18 protein-coding genes and 1 pseudogene are annotated in these 18653 nt (G+C 74.9%); 13 read left to right on the forward strand and 6 right to left on the reverse strand.

The genetic code is table 11. The features are described from left to right. Positions 1–253, reverse strand: a pseudogene (locus HCN56_RS26940) (hypothetical protein); the annotation flags it as partial. Between the two features lie 14 nt (positions 254–267). Here HCN56_RS26940 and HCN56_RS05985 point away from each other — a divergent pair. The 10 genes from HCN56_RS05985 (at position 268) to fdhD (ending at position 10206) form a co-directional block, all read left to right on the forward strand. After that, complete coding sequence (locus HCN56_RS05985) at positions 268–1149, forward strand: sugar phosphate isomerase/epimerase family protein (RefSeq protein ID WP_167968426.1); 882 nt, start codon at positions 268–270, stop codon at positions 1147–1149. Beyond that, complete coding sequence (locus HCN56_RS05990; RefSeq protein WP_209312407.1) at positions 1146–1826, forward strand: EboA domain-containing protein; 681 nt, start codon at positions 1146–1148, stop codon at positions 1824–1826. The genes HCN56_RS05985 and HCN56_RS05990 overlap by 4 nt, the downstream gene beginning before the upstream one ends. A gap of 158 nt (positions 1827–1984) precedes the next feature. After that, complete coding sequence (locus tag HCN56_RS05995; RefSeq protein WP_167968427.1) at positions 1985–2860, forward strand: TatD family hydrolase; 876 nt, start codon at positions 1985–1987, stop codon at positions 2858–2860. Between the two features lie 5 nt (positions 2861–2865). Next, positions 2866–4035 carry a metabolite traffic protein EboE gene (gene eboE / locus HCN56_RS06000; protein WP_167968428.1) on the forward strand — a complete coding sequence of 390 codons (1170 nt, stop codon included), beginning with the start codon at positions 2866–2868 and terminating at the stop codon, positions 4033–4035. Positions 4036–4148: 113 nt separating this feature from the next. Then, positions 4149–5543 carry an alkaline phosphatase family protein gene (locus HCN56_RS06005; protein WP_209312408.1) on the forward strand — a complete coding sequence of 465 codons (1395 nt, stop codon included), beginning with the start codon at positions 4149–4151 and terminating at the stop codon, positions 5541–5543. 273 nt (positions 5544–5816) lie between these two features. Continuing rightward, positions 5817–6254, forward strand: coding sequence for an XRE family transcriptional regulator (locus HCN56_RS06010; RefSeq protein WP_167968429.1), 438 nt, complete (start codon positions 5817–5819; stop codon positions 6252–6254). A gap of 123 nt (positions 6255–6377) precedes the next feature. Then, positions 6378–6911 carry a ParH-like protein gene (locus HCN56_RS06015; protein WP_312871074.1) on the forward strand — a complete coding sequence of 178 codons (534 nt, stop codon included), beginning with the start codon at positions 6378–6380 and terminating at the stop codon, positions 6909–6911. Further along, a complete protein-coding gene (locus HCN56_RS06020; RefSeq protein ID WP_167968430.1) occupies positions 6908–8074 on the forward strand; it encodes an MAB_1171c family putative transporter in 1167 nt (388 codons plus the stop codon). The genes HCN56_RS06015 and HCN56_RS06020 overlap by 4 nt, the downstream gene beginning before the upstream one ends. A gap of 527 nt (positions 8075–8601) precedes the next feature. Beyond that, positions 8602–9084 carry a zinc-binding dehydrogenase gene (locus HCN56_RS26225; RefSeq protein WP_245246031.1) on the forward strand — a complete coding sequence of 161 codons (483 nt, stop codon included), beginning with the start codon at positions 8602–8604 and terminating at the stop codon, positions 9082–9084. 273 nt (positions 9085–9357) lie between these two features. Continuing rightward, entirely contained in the window at positions 9358–10206 is an 849-nt protein-coding gene (gene fdhD, locus HCN56_RS06030) for a formate dehydrogenase accessory sulfurtransferase FdhD (protein ID WP_167968431.1), read from the forward strand. Here fdhD and HCN56_RS06035 read toward each other — a convergent pair. Together HCN56_RS06035 and HCN56_RS06040 are read right to left on the reverse strand one after the other, a co-directional pair. Next, positions 10176–11114 (reverse strand): bile acid:sodium symporter family protein, encoded by a 939-nt coding sequence (locus tag HCN56_RS06035; RefSeq protein WP_209312410.1) that lies wholly within the window; start codon positions 11112–11114, stop codon positions 10176–10178. The two genes, fdhD and HCN56_RS06035, sit on opposite strands and share 31 nt — an antisense overlap. Positions 11115–11261: 147 nt before the next feature. Further along, positions 11262–11792, reverse strand: coding sequence for a flavoprotein (locus HCN56_RS06040; protein ID WP_167968433.1), 531 nt, complete (start codon positions 11790–11792; stop codon positions 11262–11264). A 663-nt stretch (positions 11793–12455) separates the two neighbouring features. Here HCN56_RS06040 and HCN56_RS06045 point away from each other — a divergent pair. The 3 genes from HCN56_RS06045 (at position 12456) to HCN56_RS06055 (ending at position 15022) form a co-directional block, all read left to right on the forward strand. Continuing rightward, positions 12456–13283, forward strand: a complete 828-nt coding sequence (locus HCN56_RS06045; protein WP_167968434.1) for an aldo/keto reductase — start codon at positions 12456–12458, stop codon at positions 13281–13283. Positions 13284–13676: 393 nt separating this feature from the next. Then, the gene (locus tag HCN56_RS06050) at positions 13677–14261 is read left to right on the forward strand and encodes a sigma-70 family RNA polymerase sigma factor (RefSeq protein ID WP_167968435.1); all 585 of its coding nucleotides are present in this window, start codon (positions 13677–13679) and stop codon (positions 14259–14261) included. Continuing rightward, positions 14258–15022: an anti-sigma factor gene (locus HCN56_RS06055; RefSeq protein ID WP_167968436.1), complete on the forward strand. Its 765-nt coding sequence runs from the start codon at positions 14258–14260 to the stop codon at positions 15020–15022. The genes HCN56_RS06050 and HCN56_RS06055 overlap by 4 nt, the downstream gene beginning before the upstream one ends. 191 nt (positions 15023–15213) lie before the next feature. Here the strand turns inward: HCN56_RS06055 and HCN56_RS06060 are convergent, their stop codons facing one another. From HCN56_RS06060 to HCN56_RS06070, 3 genes are read right to left on the reverse strand one after another with little or no spacing between them, the layout of a single operon-like run. Next, a complete protein-coding gene (locus HCN56_RS06060) occupies positions 15214–16047 on the reverse strand; it encodes a DUF1295 domain-containing protein (protein WP_167968437.1) in 834 nt (277 codons plus the stop codon). Then, complete coding sequence (locus HCN56_RS06065) at positions 16044–17351, reverse strand: class I SAM-dependent methyltransferase (protein WP_167968458.1); 1308 nt, start codon at positions 17349–17351, stop codon at positions 16044–16046. Before HCN56_RS06065 ends, HCN56_RS06060 begins: the two co-directional genes overlap by 4 nt. A gap of 8 nt (positions 17352–17359) precedes the next feature. Further along, complete coding sequence (locus HCN56_RS06070) at positions 17360–18637, reverse strand: class I SAM-dependent methyltransferase (protein WP_312871075.1); 1278 nt, start codon at positions 18635–18637, stop codon at positions 17360–17362. Positions 18638–18653 lie beyond the last annotated feature (16 nt).

The raw sequence follows: 18653 nt of genomic DNA on the forward strand, positions 1-18653 counted from the left end.
GAGCCGCCCGCACCGCGCCCGCGCGGGCGGCGAGCGCGGCCTGGAGCGGCAGCAGACCGTGGATACCGGCTCCCACGGCGGCCTGCACCCGCTCCGGCCGCGGATCGCGGCGCGCCCGCAGCTGGGCGCGCAGGCACCAGCTCGCGTATCCCGCGGCACCGGCGCGCCGTCCGCGCCGGACCGGCCCGTCACCGCCACCCAGCGGGAGCCGCCACCCGGCGCTCCCGCACATGAGCAGCACCCCGCCCCCCACCGGGAAGGTTCCTCATGCCGCTCCGCCTCGCATACTCCACCAACGGATTCGCCGACCACCGCCTCACCGACGCGCTGCGGGTCATCTCCGGCCTCGGCTACGACGGGGTCGCCCTCACCCTCGACCACCAGCACCTCGACCCGTTCGCCCCCGACTTGTCCCGGCGCGTGGCACAGGTGCGCCGGGCGCTCGACGACACCGGCCTCGACGTCGCCGTCGAGACCGGCGCCCGCTACCTCCTGGACCCCTGGCACAAGCACCAGCCGACCCTGCTCTCCTCGGAGGGCCGGGAGCTGCGGCTGGACCTGCTGCAGCGGGCGATCGACGTCACCGGGGAGCTCGGCGCCACCGTCACCCACCTGTGGAGCGGGACCCCGCCCCCCGAGGTCTCGCACGACCTGGCCTGGGAGAGGCTGCTCTCCGGCGTCGCCGAGCTGCTGCCGCGGGCCGAGGCAGCGGGCGTCACGCTCGCCTTCGAACCGGAACCGGGCATGCTGGTCGCCTCGCTCGCCGACTGGGCGCAGTTGCGCGACCGCCTGGGCTCCCCCGACGCGCTGCGTCTGACACTGGACGTCGGCCACTGCCGGTGCCTGGAGGACCGCAGCCCCGAGCAGTGCGTCACCGATGTGGGCCACGAGCTGGCCCATGTGCAGATCGAGGACATGCGGCGCGGCGTCCACGAGCACCTGCCGTTCGGCGACGGCGAGATGGACTTCCCACCGCTGCTGGCGGCGCTCTCCGCCACCGGCTACACCGGCCTGGTGACCGTGGAACTCCCGCGGCACAGCCATGCGGCGACGGCCACCGCACGACACTCCATCGGGTTCCTGCGCGCGGCCGAGGCCACGGCGCGCGGTACGGTCCCCGGCCGGCGAACGGAGGCTTCCCGCTCATGACGACCTTCTCTTCCCGGCCCCAGGAACCGTCCGGCGGTGGTCCGGCGCCGGCGGCGGGCGGCGGGACCACCGCGTCGCCGCAGGAGACCACCGCGCTCCGGGAGGCGTTGGACGCGGCGCTCGACGCGGCGCTCGCGGCTCGCCTGTCGACCGAGCTGCGGCAGGCCGCCGACCCCGCGGTGCTGCGGCGGCTCTTCCCGGCGGCGGGCCGCCGCTACGGCCGGGGCCCGCTGCCCGGCGCGCCGGACGGCTGGCGGGTCGAGGACGCGGTGCGGACGCTGCTCCTGCGGCAGGCACCGCCCGCCGGTACGGCCGAGGCGGCCGTGCTCCTGTACCGGGAGGGGGACGCCGCCGAGCGCCGCGGGGTGCTGCGGGCGCTGCCCCATCTGCCGGTCGGGGACGCCGCGCTGGAACTGGTGCGCGACGCCCTGCGCGCCAACGACCCGCGGCTGGTGGAAGCCGCGGTCGGACCGTACGCCGCGCGCCACCTGGACCAGCACGCCTGGCGGCAGGCGGTGCTGAAGTGCCTCTTCGTCGAGGTGCCGCTGCGCGCCGTCGCCGGGCTCGCCGAGCGGCGCGACGCGGAGCTCGCGGCGCTGGCGGACGGCCTGGCAGCGGAGCGGCGCGCCGCCGGCCGTGCCGTACCCGCCGACCTCGCGCTGATCACCCCCGCCTGACGCCCTCCTCCCCCGCAGCCCTTCCTCTCCCCCGCCGGCCGGTGCCCGAGCGCACCGGCCCCGTCGCCCCGACCGCCCTCCTCGCCCCCGCCGCGCGACCACAGCGCCCGCGGGCGGTCCGACGCGGGCCCGACCCGCAGCAGAAAGGCCAGCCTCCGATGCGCATCTTCGACCCGCACATCCACATGACCTCCCGCACCACCGCCGACTACCGCGCGATGCGCGCGGCGGGCGTGACCGCCGTCGTGGAGCCGGCGTTCTGGCTCGGCCAGCCGCGCACCTCTCCCGAGAGCTTCGCCGACTACTTCGACGGGCTGCTCGGCTGGGAGCCTTTCCGCGCCTCCCAGTACGGCATCAGCCACCACTGCACGATCGCGCTCAACCCGAAGGAGGCGAACGACCCGCGGTGCGTCCCGGTGCTCGACCTGCTGCCGCGCTACCTGGTCAAGGACCGGGTGGTGGCCGTCGGGGAGATCGGGTTCGACTCGGCGACCCCCGAGGAGGAGCACGCCTTCGCCGTGCAGCTCGGGCTGGCCGTGGAGCACGAGCTGCCGGCCATGGTGCACACCCCGCACCGCGACAAGGCGGGCGGCACCGACCGGTCGATCGCGGTGATCAGGGAGTCCGGCATCGACCCGGGCATGGTCGTCCTGGACCACCTCAACGAGGTGACGGTCCGGCGGGCCGCCGACGCGGGCTGCTGGATGGGCTTCTCGATCTACCCCGACACCAAGATGGACCCCGACCGCATGGTGCGCATCCTGAAGGAGTACGGCACCGAGCGGATGCTGGTGAACTCCGCGGCGGACTGGGGCCACAGCGACCCGCTGCTGACCCGCGCCACCGGCGAGGCGATGCTCGCGGCGGGGTTCGACGCCGACGACGTCGACCGGGTGCTGTGGCGCAACCCGGTGGAGTTCTACGGGCAGAGCGGCAGGCTGGAGCTGCCGGACGCCGAACCGACCGGGACCGCCGAGCCCGCTCCCCCGCCCGGCAGCTTCGCCGGCAACTCCCTGCTGCGCGGGGGCGGGTGAGCGCCGTGCGGCTCACCCACCCGGACGGCACCCCCGTCCACCTCGCGTACTGCACCAACGTCCACCCGGCCGAGACCCCGGCCGGCATCCTCGCGCAGCTCGACCGCTACGCCGGCCCGGTCCGCGACCGGCTGGGGTGGGACACGGTGGGGCTGGGGTTGTGGCTGCCCGCCGCCACCGCCGAGTTGCTCGCCCGCTCCCCCGCCGACCTCGCGGAGCTGCGGCAGCGGCTCGCCGACCACGGGTTGGAGACGGTCACGCTCAACGGGTTCCCCTACCGCGGGTTCCACGACCCGGTGGTCAAGCAGGCCGTCTACCACCCGGACTGGACCGGTCCCGAACGCCCCGCCTACACGCTGGCGCTGGCGACGGTGCTGGCGGAGCTGCTACCGGCGGACGTCACGCGGGGCAGTGTCTCCACGCTGCCGCTGGCGTGGCGCGACCCCTGGGACCCGGCCTCCCGTGACGCCGCACGGCGGCGGCTGGACGAGCTGGCGGCGGGTCTGGCGGAGCTGGCGGACCGGACCGGCCGGGTCATCCGCGTGGGACTGGAACCGGAGCCCGGGTGCGTCGCGGAGACCGTTCCCCAGGCGGTCGCCGCGCTGGCGGACACCGATCCCCGGTACCTCGGCATCTGCCTGGACGCCTGCCACCTCGCCGTCGCCCACGAGGAGCCGGAGGCCGCGGTCGCGACCGCGGTCGCCGCCGGGGTGCCGATCGTCAAGACCCAGGCGTCGGCCGCGCTCATCGCGGACGCCCCGCGGGCCCCCGCCGGCCGCGCCGCGCTCGAACCGTTCGACGAACCGCGCTTCCTGCACCAGGTACGGGAGGAGGTAGCGGGCTCGGTCGAGGGCCGGGACGACCTGGCGCCCGCCTTCGCCGAGCGCGACGGGCTGCCCGGTGAGGCGCCCTGGCGCGTCCACTTCCACGTGCCGCTGCACCGGGAGCCGGACCCGCCGCTGCGGAGCAGCCGTCCGCTGCTCTCCCGCACGCTGGGAACGCTCTTCGGCGGCGACCACCCGGTCACCGACCACGTCGAGGTCGAGACCTACACCTGGAGCGTGCTCCCGGAGAAGCACCGCCCGCAGGGCCCGGAGGGGCTGGTCGAGGGCATCGCCGCCGAACTGGCCTGGTGCCGGGAGGAACTGCTCACCCAGGGACTGCGGCCGGGCTGACCCCGACCCGCCGCGCCGCCCGTCGGCGCGGCGGACCGCCCGCGCCCCGTACGGGCCGCCGCCGCGCGGCGGCCCCCGACGATCCGCACCGAACAGGAAGCAGGAAGGGCCCCATGTCATCGACCGCCCCGAGTGGCCGCCGCAAGCTCGCGGTGCTGTGCACCGTCGGACTCACCCCCACGCTGCTGGAACACATGCCCCGGTTGCGCGCCATCGGGGAGGAGGGCTTCACCGCTCCGCTGGACACCGTCTTCCCGGCCGTCACCAGCACCGTCCAGGCGACGTTCACCACCGGGCTCACCCCGTCCGGGCACGGCGCCGTCGCCAACGGCTGGTACTGGCGCGACCACGGCGAGATCCACTTCTGGCGGCAGCACAACAAGCTGGTGCACGGCGAGAAGGTCTGGCACGCCGCCCGGGAGCGCTCGCCCGGGCTGACCTCCGCCTACCTGTGCTGGTGGTGGGCGATGGGCGCGGAGGTCGACACCGTGCTCACCCCGCGGCCCGTCTACCGCTACGACGGCCGCAAGCAGCCCGACTGCTACACCGCTCCCGCGGAGCTGCGGCACACGCTGACGGAACGGCTCGGCGAGTTCCCCCTCTTCCACTACTGGGGGCCGACCGCCTCGATCCGCTCGACCCGCTGGGTGGCGGACGCCACCCGGGTGGTGGTGGAGGAGCGGAACCCCGACCTCACCCTGGTGTACGTCCCCCATCTCGACTACGACCTGCAGCGGTTCGGGCCCGACGGGCCCGAGGCGGTGCGGGCCGCGCGGGAGACGGACGCCGCGCTGGGGCCGCTGCTGGAGGAGCTGCGCTCCCGGGGGCACACCGTGCTCGCGCTGAGCGAGTACGGGATCACCGGGGTCGACCGGCCGGTGGACCTCAACCGGGCGCTGCGGCGCGAGCGGCTGCTGAACGTCTACGACCAGCGGGGGATGGAGTACCTGGACCCCTACACCTCCCGCGCGTTCGCCGTCGCCGACCACCAGGTGGCGCACGTCTACGTCGCGGACCCCGCGGACGTGGAGCGGGTCCGCTCCGTGCTGGCCGCGCTCCCCGGTGTGGACGAGGTGTGGGACCGCGAGCAGCAGCAGGCGGTCGGCGTGGCCCACGAACGCTCCGGAGAGCTGGTGGTCGTCGCCGAGCCGAACGCGTGGTTCACCTACTACTACTGGCTGGACGACGACCGGGCGCCGGACTTCGCCCGCGGCGTGGAGATCCACCGCAAGCCGGGCTACGACCCGGCGGAGCTCTTCTTCGACCCCGCGATCAGCGCGGTCAAGGCTCGGGCGGCGCTGACGGTGGCGCGGAAGAAGATCGGGATGCGGGCGCCGCTGACGGTGGTGCCGCTGGACCCGTCGGGGGTGCGCGGCAGCCACGGAAGGCTCCCCGACTCGGACGCCGAGGGCCCGATGCTGCTGTGCTCCGACCCCTCGCAGACCCGGGACCGGTACGCCGCGACGGAGGTCAAGGAGCTGATGCTGCGGCTGCTCGGCCTCGGATGAGCCGGCCGGGGGGCGGCGTGCGCGGTCGACGCCGCCCCCGGGGCACCGCGCGCCGCCCCGCGCGGTCGGACCGGCCCCTCCGAACCGGGGCGCAGCAGCGGCAACGCCCCCGTGAGGTGCGGTGATTGGCGTTGTTCATCTCAGTTCATCCCCTCCCGCCCGGTCGGCTAGCATGGGCGCGATCCCCCGGCCCCATACACCTGTCCGACGATCACGACGGACGCGTGGGACGATGCGGGCGCGAGGTGGACGTCGGGACGGAGGACGGGCGGAATGCAGTCGGAGAAGCGCACCGCACCATCGACACTTGCGGAGAAGATCGACGCCCTCTTCCGGGTGGTCTGCCGACCCAACCGGGAGCAGTTCAGTCACGAGGAGGTGGCGCGCTCCTGCCGTGAGGCGACGGGCGAGAGCTTCTCCGCCACCTACCTCTGGCAGCTCCGGACCGGTCGGCGGAACAACCCGACCAAGCGCCATCTGGAGGCCCTCGCCGGGTTCTTCCAGGTGCCGGTGGCCTACTTCTTCGACGACGAGGAGGGCCGGGAGGTCGCGCAGGAGCTGGAACTGCTCGGCGCGCTGCGGGAGGCCGGCGTGCGCAGCGTCGCCCTGCGGGCCGTGAACCTCTCGCCGGAGGGTGTCGGGACCATCAGCGACATGATCGACGTCATCGCCCGCCGCGAGGCGGCCCAGAACGGCCCGGACCCGCACTGAGCGGCGGCCGGGCGGCCCCCTCGTCCCGGCGTCCGGTGCACCGCGCGGCCGCCGTGCCGCCGCGCCGGGCACGGGAGGGCGGGAGCGGGCCGGACGCGACCGACACCCGAAGGAGGCGCCCCGGTGGCTGACCGCGCCGCTCGGCGACTGTGGCAGCGCTGCCGACGCATCGCCGCGGCGGTGGACCTGCCGGACCCCTTCGACGCCGCCGTGTTCGTCACGGAGCTGGGCGCCGCCCGCGGGCGGGCGGTCGAACTGCTCCCGCTGCGCGGTCGGCACGACCTCCCCTGCGGCCTCCTCGTCACCACCGAGCGCGCCGACTACATCGCCTACTCGGCGGACACCGCCCCGCTGCACCGCCAGCACATCCTGCTGCACGAGGCGGCGCACCTGCTGTGCGGGCACCGCGCGGCGGGCGGCGCCGACCTGGCGGCGGCCCGGACCCTCCTGCCGCACCTCGACGGCTCGCTGGTGCGGCGCGTCCTGGGGCGGACCGTCTACACCGACCCGCAGGAGCGGGAGGCCGAACTGGTCGCCTCCCTCATCCTCACCCGCGTCACCCGGCGCGCGCGGGGCCACGGGCAGGCCCCCACCGGGGACCTCCGCTCCATCTTCGAACCCGGCTCCGCACCGGCGACGCCCGGGGACCCGGGATGAGCGGTGCGCTCGCCTACGTGGCGCCCGCGGTCTTCCTCGCTTTCGCCGGTTTCCGCCTCGCCCTCTCCAGCGGGGCCCGCACCGACCCGGTGCAGCGCGCCATCTGCGGCTTCGCGGCCTGCAGCGGACTGGCGCTGCTGGTCAACGCCCCGCCCACCCTCCGGCTGCTGGAACCGGCGATCACCACCGAGCCGGTCATCTGGGCGACGAGAGCGCTCAAGGCCTACGCGCTGACCTTCCTGGCGCTGCTGGCCGTCTCCCTGGGCAGCGACGACCGGCGCACCTCCCGGCGCCGGGCCCGCCGGCAGCACGCCGGAGCACTCGTCTTCCAGGTGGTCGCCGCGGTGCTGTTCGCCGCGGCCGGCGTCCGGGTCGTGCCCGGCGCCGTCGTGGTGGAGGGCGTCACGCTGTTCCTGCTCTACACGGCGCTGTTCGTGCTGTACGGCGTGGGGTGCCTGGCCCTGCTCTGCGGTGCGCTGCTCCGCCGCGCCGTCGCGGTCGGACCGGGCCGGGTGCGGGTCGGGCTGCGGATTCTCACCCTCGCCGGGGCGGTAGGCGCCGTCTGGACCGCCTGGGGGCTGTCCGACATCGTCTCCACCGCCGCCACCGGGCGGCAGCCGCTGGGTGAGCACCCGGTGGCCACGCTGCTCAGCGCGGTGACGGCCCTGCTGGTGCTGGCCGGAACGACGGTCACGCTGTGGGGCGGGCCGCTGGCCGCGACCGGCCGCCGCTGGCAGGCCCGGCGCCGCCACCGGGCGCTCGGCCCGCTCTGGCGGGCGTTGCACGAGGCGACGCCGGAGATCGCGCTGGCCCCGGCACCGGAACGGCTCCGCCCGGGGTGGCGGACGGCGGAGTTCGCGCTGTACCGGCGGGTCATCGAGATCCACGACGGGCTGCTGCTCCTGCGCCCCCACTTCCCCGCGCACGGGCCCGGCCCGGCGGGTCCTGGACCGGAGGGGCCGGGACTGGGCGGGCCGGGGCAGGACGGACTGGACGACCCGGCGGCGGACGCGGCGCGTATCGCGCGGGCCCTGGAGAACCGGCGGCGGGGTGTCGCGCCCGGCGGCCCCGCCGGGGTACCGGCGCCGCGCCCCGGCAGCGACACGCTGGAGGACGAGGTGGCCCACCTGCTCCGCGTCACGCAGGAGTTCACGCGCCGCTGAGCACGTTCCCCTCTCAGTGCCCCGTGGGGTTCCGAGCAGGGTCCGAACCGTGGCCGGCGGTACGCGGGCCACGGAACGCAGGTCCTCCGGCAACGGCCGGGCCGTTGACCTCAACCGCACTTCAGGTAGCAGGGTGGGAGCCGTGCTGCCGCTCCTGCGGCAGGCCTCCCCGGAAATGCCGTGCGACGGTGCGAGCAGGTGCGTTCTTCGCCTTCGGAGGCCCCGAGGTACTCACGCAGGTCTCCGTGCCGACCCCTCGGGCGGGGCCCGGGGAGGTACGGGTCGCGGTACGGGCCGCCGGCGTCAGCCCATCGACTGCGCGGTGCGCTCCGGGCACCGGGCACCCGGCTTCCCGATCGACCGGCCGCACATCACCGGCGGAGAGTTCGCCGGCGTCGTGGACCAGGTCGGCGCTGGGGTCGAGGCGTTGGAGGTCGGCGCGGAGGTGCTCGGTTTCCGCCGTCCAGCGGTGCTACGCCGAGTACGTGGTGGTGCCGGCCGACCGCCTGGCCCGCACGCCTTCCGCCATGCCCTGGGCCGTCGCCGGGGGCCTGTCCGGGGTGGGCCAGGCGGCGCTCACGGCGCTGGAGGCGCTGGAGGTGAGGTACGCCGACACGTTCCTGGTGAGCGGCGCCGCCGGCGGGGTGGGCACCGTCGCCGCACAGCTCGCCCGAGCGGCCGGCGCGACGGTGACAGGGACCGCCCGCGAGGAGAACCACGCCTACCTGCGTCACCTCGGCACGATCCCTGTCGCTTACGGGAACGGCCTCGTCGACCGGGTGCGGGAGTTGGCGCCCGGCGGAGTGGATGTCGCGCTGGACGCCGCCGGCGAGGACGGCCTGCGAGCGGCGGTCGCGCTGGTCGCGGACCGGGACAGGGTCGGCACCGTCGATGCCTGCGAACGACTCGGCGCCCGGTGGATCGCGGGACGGCGCTCCGCGGCACGCCTGGGCGTGCTGGTCCGCCTGTGGGTCGCGGGAGCCCTCCACACCCACGTCCGGGCCGCCTGACCCCTGGAGGAAGCGGCCGCCGCCCATCGCGACGTCGGGGTGGGACACGGCCGTGGCACGGTCGTGTCGCTTATCGGCTGAGGCGTCCGGGTGCGGCCGCGCCGCGTCCCGACGGCGCCGCGGTCCCGCCGCGAGCAGCAGCGGACAGTACCGGACAGCGCGCCGCCGCCGGGGCGGCCGTGGCACGATGGCCCGGTGCGCGCGGGGCGGCCGCCGGCCGGGCGGAACCCCGCGGACGGCAGCCGGTGGCGGGCACGGACGGGAGCGGAACGCATGGGACGGGTCACCGAGAGGCGCCGGGTGGTGCGCATCCGCGGCGGGCAGGTGGCGGAGCGGTCCGACACCCTCGCCGGCGAGGAACCGATGGAGATCCGGGTCGGCGGCCACGCCCTGGCGATCACCATGCGCACCCCGGGGGACGACTTCGCCCTCGCCGCGGGATTCCTGGTCAGCGAGGGCGTGGTGCACTCCGCCGACGAGGTGGCGCGGGTGGTCTACTGCGCGGGCGCCGAGGACGACGGTGCCGGCGGGCGGTCCGCGAACTCCTACAACGTGGTGGACGTGGTCCTGGCGGACGGTGTTCCGCCGCCCGCCCCGTCGGTGGCGCGCAACGTCTACGTCTCCTCCTCCTGCGGCATGTGCGGCCGGACCAGCATCGACGCCGTGCGCACCACCGCACGGCGGGCCCTGTCGGCCGGGCCCCGGCTCACCCCCGAGCTGCTGTCCCTGCTGCCCGAGCGGCTGCGCGCCGGGCAGAAGGTGTTCGACCGGACCGGCGGGCTGCACGCCGCGGCGCTGTTCGCCGCGGACGGCACCCTGCTGGACCTGCGGGAGGACGTGGGCCGCCACAACGCGGTGGACAAGGTGGTGGGCCGGGCGCTGCTGGACGGCTCCCTGCCGCTGGACGACACGGTACTCATGGTCTCCGGCCGGGCCTCGTTCGAACTGGTCCAGAAGGCGGTCATGGCCGGCATCCCGGTGCTGGCCGCGGTCTCGGCGCCGTCGTCCCTGGCGGTGGATCTCGCCGAGGAGTCGGGGGTGACCCTGGTCGGCTTCCTGCGGGGGGACTCGATGAACGTGTACGCCGGGGCTCAGCGGGTGGTGCTGCCGGCGGACTCCTGATCCTCCGGTGGCGCCTGCGCCGCCCACCGCCGCGCCAGGACGGCGCAGACGATCAGCTGGACCTGGTGGAAGAGCATCAGCGGCAGCACGGTGACCGCGGCGTCCGCGCCGAAGAGGACGCTGGACATCGGCAGCCCGACCGCCAGGGACTTCTTCGATCCGGCGAAGACCACCGCGATACGGTCCTCGCGCCCGAAGCCCAGACGCCGCGCCCCCTGCCCGGTGATGAGCAGCATCAGCGCCAGCAGGACCACCACGACGGCGAAGAGGGCCAGCAGCCGCTGCCAGCTGATCTGCCCGAAGACGCCCTCCCGCACCCCTTCGCTGAACGCGGCGTAGACCACGATCAGCACCGACCCCCGTTCGAAGTACGACAGCGCGGTCCGGTGCCGGACCACGACCGCGCCCAGCCAGCGGTGCAGCAGCTGGCCGACGACGAACGGCAGCAGCAGCTGCAGGGCGATCCGGAGCAGCGAGTCGAGGGAGATGCCCGCGCCGCCCCCGATGAGGAGCCCGGCCAGCAGCGGTGTCAGCACGACGCCGATGAGACTGGAGAACGAACCGGCTGCGATGGCGCCGGCGACGTTGCCGCGCGCGATCGAGGTGAACGCGATCGAGGACTGCACGGTGGAGGGGACGAGGCAGAGGAAGAGCACCCCGAGCGCCAGCTGCTCGGTCAGCAGCCACGGTGCGAGCGCGCCCGCCGCGAGCCCCAGCAGCGGGAACACCACAAACGTGCAGCTCAGGATGGTCAGGTGCAGCCGCCAGTGGCGCACCCCGTCCCCGACCTCCCGGGTGGAGAGCCGGGCGCCGTAGAGGAAGAACAGCAGACCGATCGCCACGACGGAGACGGTGTCCACGGCGTCCGCCGCCGTGCCGCCCGCCGGCAGCAGCGCGGCCAGGCCCATGGTCGCGACCAGCAGCAGCAGGTAGGGATCGAGGAATCGCAGGGCTCTTGACACGTCGGCCAGTCTCCCCCGCCCTGCGAACCGGCCGGTGGGCGGGGTGGCGGGGCACCGCGCGGGCGGGCCGCGCCCGGGGCGGTGTCCCGCCGCTCAGGGAAGCGCGTCCAGGGCCAGATGCCAGGGGAACAGCTCGGGCGGGGGCGACTGTCCGGGCGGGTTCGGCACCCAGCCGCCCTCGCCGACCAGCACGCGCGCACCGGAGCCGCGCAGGGCGTCGACCGACCGCGACCACTGCGGGTGGGCGGCGAAGTCGGTGTTGACACAGGGGAGGACCACCAGGGGCGTGGGGCCGCCGACCGCGCGCATCGCGGTGCCCGCGACCTGGTGCGGAGTCAGGCCGAGCGCCAGCGCGTTGACGGTGTTCATGGTGGCGGGGGCCACGACGACGGCGTCCGCGTCGGGCCAGGGGTGCGCGGCCGGGCCGCCCGGCCGCGGCCGGGTCCGCACGGGGTGGCCGGTCAGCTTCTCCAGGCCGGTCAGTTCGTCGGGGCCCAGCCACTCGGCGGCGGTCGGGGTGACGCCCACGCACACCTGCCAGTCGCGCGCGTGCGCCTGCCGGACGGCGTCCGCCAGGTACCGGACCGGGGGTGCCGCGCAGCCCAGGAGGTGCAGGATTCGCATGCGGCCAGCGTATGGGCCCGGCGAGGGGCTGTTGCGAGGCGTCCGCGCCGGACGTCCTGGCGCGGCAGGGCACCGGCGTCCCGAGGGACAGCGCTCCAGGCCCCTGCGTGCCTGGCTTCCCCGGGCGGTCCTGTGGTTGCAGGGGAGCATTGGCTGCCGGTCGTCCCTGGGGGAACACGGTGCGCTCCGCTGGACGTGAGCGACGGACGGGGACGGAGCGTCGTGCCGGGCGGAGCTCCGCCGTCGCACCGCCCGCTGCGATGAGCGGGGCGTGATCACGGCAGCTGCGGCATGCCGCGGCCGGCGCGCAGCGCGAGCCGGCCGGGGCCGAAGCGACGGACCGCCCCGCCGCCTTGCGAACGGCGCACGCAGCCACCGGTCGCCGCGCCGGCGCGGCGACCGTGCAGCGGACCGATGAGGTGCTGTCGGGGCAGGTCGCGCAGTGGCCGGATGCGGTGGGCGGCGCAACGATCGGGGGCGGGAGATGCCGCCGGGGGCGGAGCCGCACCCGCGGCGCCCGCCCCTCCTCCGTCGCCCGTCGGCCTGTGCGGCGGCCCCTGCGGCCGGCGGGCGGGGGTGACGGGGCAGGTACCGGGAATGAGCGGCTGGAAACCATCGTTGATGATGGGATAACCACCCCCGGACAGTAAGGACCGCTTCCTCGTGAGCACAGTTCCCTTCGTGACCCTGAACAACGGCGTCAAGATGCCCCAGCTGGGCTTCGGCGTGTGGCAGGTCCCCGACGACCAGGCGACGGAGGCCGTGGGGCACGCGCTGCAGGCCGGTTACCGCAGCATCGACACCGCCGCCGTCTACGGCAACGAGGAGGGCACCGGCCGTGCGCTGGCCGCCTCCGGTCTGCCGCGTGAGGAGCTGTTCGTCACCACCAAGCTGTGGAACGGCGACCAGGGCCACGACTCGACCCTCCGTGCGTTCGACACCTCGCTGGAGAAGCTGGGTCTCGACTACGTCGACCTCTACCTGATCCACTGGCCGGTGCCGTCCAAGGACCTGTACGTCGAGTCGTACAAGGCCCTGGAGAAGATTTACTCCGACGGTCGCGCCAAGGCGATCGGCGTCTCCAACTTCACCACCGCGCACCTGCGGCGGCTGCTGGAGGAGACGGAGATCGTCCCGGTCCTCAACCAGATCGAGCTCCACCCCAACTTCCCGCAGGCCGAGCAGCGGGCCTTCCACGCCACGCACGACATCCACACCGAGGCGTGGTCGCCGCTGGGCCAGGGCAAGGGCCTGCTGGACGACGAGGAGCTGGCGCGTATCGCCGCAAAGCACGGCGCCACGGCCGCGCAGGTGGTGCTGCGCTGGCACCTCCAGCTCGGCAACATCGTCATCCCGAAGTCGGTGACCCCCGCCCGGATCGAGGAGAACATCGACGTCTTCGGCTTCGAGCTGGACGACGCCGACCTCGAAGCGCTGGCCGAGCTCGACAACGACACCCGGCTGGGCAGCCACCCGGACCAGGTCGGCTGAGCGCCGACGCACCCGACGGCGCCCGCGCCATCCGCCTCACAGCGGCCGGCGCGGGCGCCGTCGTGCGTGCCCCGCCGCTCTGCGCCACCGACCCCGGCCCGGCCCGCACGGACGTCCGCCCGAGGACTGTGGCGAACGGGTGAATGGAACCGTCGCGACGGGGCAGGCGCGCAGCGCGCCATGGATTCCCACCACGGCCCGACGCACCCATCCGCTGCGCCGTCGGCTACGAATAGTCGACGAGCCCGCAGTCCGAGGGTGCGCCACCCTCGACGCGGCCGGCCGATGGTCGCCGGTCGCTGTTCCAAGTTCCGGAGGAAGATCCATGCCGCTGCCACCGTCCGGCGTACCGTGCCGGCCCCGCCGCGCCCCCCTGACCGGGGGTGGCCGGGCATGAAGGAGCCGGTGTACATCGGGGAGAACCCCTCGACCGCGCCCGACCTCTCGGAGTTGCTGGTGCGGGTCGCCCAGGGTGACCACGAGGCGTTCGGCAGCGTCTACGACGCTGTCTCGGGCCCGGTGTTCGGACTGGTCCGCAGCATTCTCCGCGACCCCGCGCAGTCGGAGGAGGTGGCGCAGGAGGTGATGGTCGAGGTATGGCGGAACGCCGCGCGCTACCGCCCGGAGAAGGGCAGCGCGATGGCGTGGACGATGACCCTGGCGCACCGCCGCGCGGTGGACCGGGTGCGTTCGGCGCAGGCCTCCAGCGACCGGGAGCAGCGGGCCGCGCTCCTGGAGCACACCCCCGCGTTCGACGAGGTGACCGAGCAGGTCGAGACCCGCCTGGAGCGCGAACAGGTGCGGCGCTGCCTGCGCACCCTGACCGAGCTGCAGCGCCAGTCCGTGACCCTCGCCTACTACCGGGGGCTGACCTACCGCGAGGTGGCCGAACTGCTGGCGCTGCCGCTCGGCACCGTGAAGACCCGTATGCGCGACGGTCTGATCCGGCTGCGCGACTGCCTGGGGGTGACCGCATGACCGCCGACCTGCACACGCTCGCCGGGGCCTACGTCCTGCACGCGCTGTCGGACGCGGAGCTGGCGGAGTTCGAACGCCATCTCGCCGACTGCGCCTCCTGCGCGACGGAGGTCCGCGAGCTGGCCGCGACCACCCAGCGGCTCGGGGCGGCGGTCGCCGCGACACCGCCGCCGGAGATGCGCGTCCGGGTGCTGCGGCAGATCGCCACCGTGCGGCAGGAGCCGCCGGAGGTGCCGCCGGAGCGGACCGGCCGGGTGCGCACGACCCGCCTGGGCGGGGTGATCCCCCGCCTGGTGCTGGCGGCGTGCGTCGCCGGCGCCCTTCTCGGCGGCGGTCTCGCCGCCTGGCAGTACCAGGAGGCACGGGACGCCCGCGACCAGGCTCAGCTCGCCGAGCGGTCCAACGACGAGCTGATGGGGGTGCTGACCTCACCGGACGTGGCCGTGGCCAGCACCGACCTGGAGGACGGCGCCACCGGCACGGTGCTGCTCTCCGCCGATCGGGACCGCGCGGTGTTCGTGGCCTCGGGCATGGCCGAGCCCCCCGCGGGCATGGTCTACCAGCTGTGGTTCGACGACGGCGGCACGATGCGCCCCGGCGGCCTGATGGACCCGGCCGACGGGCCGGCCGCCAACGCGGTGCTGATGGACGGGCCGGTCAACGGCGCGGGAGGCATGGGGATCACGCTGGAACCGGCGGGCGGCTCGCCGCAGCCGACCTCGGACCCCCTGCTGGTGATGGCCTTCCCCGAGTCCGGCTGACCCGCGCCGGTGCGGGGCTCACCCCGCACCGGCGGCGTCCCGCCCACCGGGCGCCCAGCCGGCGGGCCGGGGTGAACGGACGAGCCGGGGGCGGACCATGGCGGTCCTCCCCCGGCTCGTGTGCGTTCGGCTCCGGCCTCGCTCGACCGGTCCCGGCCCCGCCGGGGTGAGGCCGGAGGCGACCGGGCCCGTCAGGGCCGGGGGCCGTCCTCGGGACGTGCGTTGCGGCGGGGCGGCAGCGGGAAGAAGCCGCTGGTACGCGCCGCGTAGCGGTCGAACCCGTCCCGCTGGGACATGGTCTTCTCGGTGAGCCGCTTGCCGCTGCCGAAGATCAGCAGGAAGCTCATCACCAGCGGGGAGACGACGGTGATGGCCGCGACCTGCCAGGTGCCGGCCGCCACGAGGAAGAGTCCCCACCACACCATGAAGTCGCCGAAGTAGTTCGGGTGGCGGGTCAGGGACCACAGCCCCCGGTCCATGATCTTGCCGCGGTTGGCGGGGTCGGACTTGAAGCGGTGCATCTGCCAGTCGCCGAGGGCCTCGAAGAACAGCCCGACCGCCCAGCAGGCGATGCCCAGGACGACGACCCAGCCCAGCGGGCCGGGGAGGTAGGCGCCGAACTGGAGCGGCAGCGAGATCAGCCAGACCAGGGCCGCCTGGAGCAGGTAGACCATGCGCAGGGCGTACAGCTGCGGGTGGCCCGGGGCCTTGGCGAGCATCCGCTCGTACCGCGGGTCCTCGCCCTTGCCCCAGCTGCGCCACGTCACGTGGCCTGCCAGCCGCACGCCCCAGACCACGGTGAGGACGGCGATGAGGGTGCGGCGGGCGGTGTCGCCCTCCCCCGCCGAGGCGGCGAAGGTGGTGAGCGCGACCGCGGCGAAGCCCAGCCCCCACGCGATGTCCACCGTCCGGTGGCGGCCGCCGCGGACCACGGCGACCGCGAAGGTCGCCAGCAGCACGAGCAGCGCGGCGGCGGCGCTCAGGGCGAGGTTGAGCCCGAGGGCACCCCAGGGGTAGTCGGTCACGAGGCAGCACACTCCGGGTACCAGTCGCGCAGCGTGCCGGTCAGGCCGCTGCCTCCGTCACTGTCGGGGCGGACCGCGAGGATCTGGTCCACCCCCATGCGGCGTTCCTGGAAGGCGAGACCGCCCCCCGCGAGGTAGAGGCGCCAGATCCGCGCGGTCTCGACCCCGGTGAGCGAGACGATCTCGTCCCAGTTGCCCTCCAGCGCCTCGGCCCACGCCGCGATGGTGTGGACGTAGTGCTCGCGCATGGAGTCGACCGAGCGGACCTCCAGTCCGGCTCCCTCCAACAGTCCGACGGTCTCACCGACCGGCCGCATGTGCATGTCGGCCGCGATGTACGCCTCGATGAACGCGCCGCCGCCGGGGGCGTTCGCGCCGCGGGACATCTGCTGGATCAACACCCGGCCGCGGGGGCGCAGCATGCGGTGCATCATCGCGGCGAAGCCGGGGTACTCGGCGTCGCCGACGTGCTCGCCCATCTCCAGGGAGACGGCGGCCTCGTACCAGCCGCCGGGGATGTCGCGGTAGTCGCACAGCTGGACGTCGACCAGGTCCTCCAGCTTCCGTTCGCGCACCTGCTCGCGCACGTACTCGGCCTGCTCGCGGGCGAGGGTGACCGAGGTGACCTTGGCCCCGTGGCGCTCGGCGGCGTACAGCGAGAGCGAGCCCCAGCCGCAGCCCACATCCAGCAGCCGGGTCCCCGGACGCAGGCCCAGCTTGCGGCAGACCAGTTCCAGCTTGTCGCGCTGCGCCTCGGGCAGTCCGTAGCCCTGCTCGCCGGGCGGGCGGGTCCAGTAGCCGCAGGAGTACGCCATCGCGGGGTCCAGCAGCAGGGCGTAGAACTCCGGCGGGAGGTCGTAGTGGTGGCTGATCGCCTTGCGGTCCCGGCCCCGGCTGTGCAGGGCGCCGCTGAGGCGGACCTCGCCGGCGGGGGCCTGCGGCTTCGGACCGACGGCGCCGAGCCGGGCGAGGACCCGGAGGGCCGCCGCCTTGTCGGCGAGGGTGGGTGCGGGGGCGTCGCCGGACTCACGGACGGTGCGTAGGGCGGCGGAGAGCCCCTCCCGCAGGTCGCCGTGGACGTCGAGTTCGCCGGTGACGTAGGCGCGGGCCAGGCCGAGTTCTCCCGGCTGCCACAGCAGGTGGCGCAGCGCCCTGCGGGAGCGGAGCACGACGAGCGGCGCCCCGGCGGGGCCGGCTTCGCTGCCGTCCCAGGTACGCACCCGGACGGGCGAGGGCCCCTGGAGGTACTGCTGCAGCAGCTGGATCAGCTGGGGGGCGGCACCGCGTGCGGTGGTGGTCGGCATGGCTGGGGTCACTGGGAGCCGTCCTCGGGGCGGGTGGCGGCCGGCGGGCCGCCGGCGGAGTCGGGGCGGGGTGCGAGCAGGAACTGCTGGACGTCGAGGTAGCCGGAGCGGAACCCGGCCTCGGAGTAGGCGAGGTAGAGAATCCACATGCGGCGGAAGGTCTCGTCGAAGCCGAGCGCGTCCACGTCGGCGGCGCGCTCGGTGAACCGCTCCCGCCAGAGCCGGAGCGTCTCGGCGTAGTGCGGCCCGTAGCGGTCGGCGCGGGCCACGTCCAGCCGGGTGTGCTCGGAGGTGAGACGGCGCACGACCTCGGTGGAGGGCAGCAGGCCGCCGGGGAAGATGTACTTCTGAATCCAGGTGTAGGTGCGGCGGCTGGCGAGGAGCCGGTCGTGGGGCATGGTGATGGCCTGGAGGGCGACGCGCCCGCCGGGGGCGGTGAGCCGGTCCAGGGTCGCGAAGTAGGTGCCCCAGAACTCGGCGCCGACCGCCTCGATCATCTCCACGCTCACGACTGCGTCGTAGGTTCCACTGACGGAGCGGTAGTCCTCGACGCGGATCTCGACGCGGTCCGACAGCCCGGCCTCACGCACCCGCTCGCGCGCCAGCTGGGCCTGCTCGACGGAGAGGGTGACGCTGACGACGTGCGCGCCCCGGCGGGCGGCGCGCAGCGACAGCTCCCCCCAGCCGGTGCCGATCTCCAGCACGCGGGTGCCCTCGGTGACCTTGGCGAGGTCCAGCACGCGGTCGATCTTGCGGTGCTGGGCGGCGGTCAGCAGCGACCACTCGGCGGGGAACCCCCGGAAGACGGCGGAGGAGTAGCTGAGGGTCTCGTCGAGGAAGAGCCCGAACAGGTCGTTGGAGAGGTCGTAGTGACGGCCGATGTTCTCGCGGGAGGCGGCGGGGGTGTTGCGTCCGCTGGCCGGCTGGCCGGGTGCCCACAGCCGGCGCAGCCGCTGGAGCGGGCCCGGTACCAGCGTCGCCGCGTGGTCGGCGATGACGGTGAGGACGGCGACGAGGTCAGGGGCGTCCCATTCGCCGGCCATGTAGGACTCGCCGAAGCCGATGGTGCCGGAGGTCCCGACGCGCCGCAGGAAGGCGTCGGGGTCGCGGATCTCCAGCACCGGCCCCCCGGTGCCCAGTCTTCGGCCGTCCGGGAAGCGGGTGTGCAGCGGCAGCCGGCGGAGCGCGGCCTCCAGGATGCGTCGGGCGACGGCGCGCTGGGCCCGGGAGCAGGTTGGCACCTGCGCGACGCCGGGCCAGCGGACGGGGTCGACCGCCGCCCGGATCTGCGCCGGGGTGCGG

The sequence above is a fragment of the Streptomyces lonarensis genome (genome assembly GCF_012033735.1).
In the GTDB taxonomy this organism is placed as follows: Bacteria; Actinomycetota; Actinomycetes; order Streptomycetales; family Streptomycetaceae; genus Streptomyces; species Streptomyces lonarensis.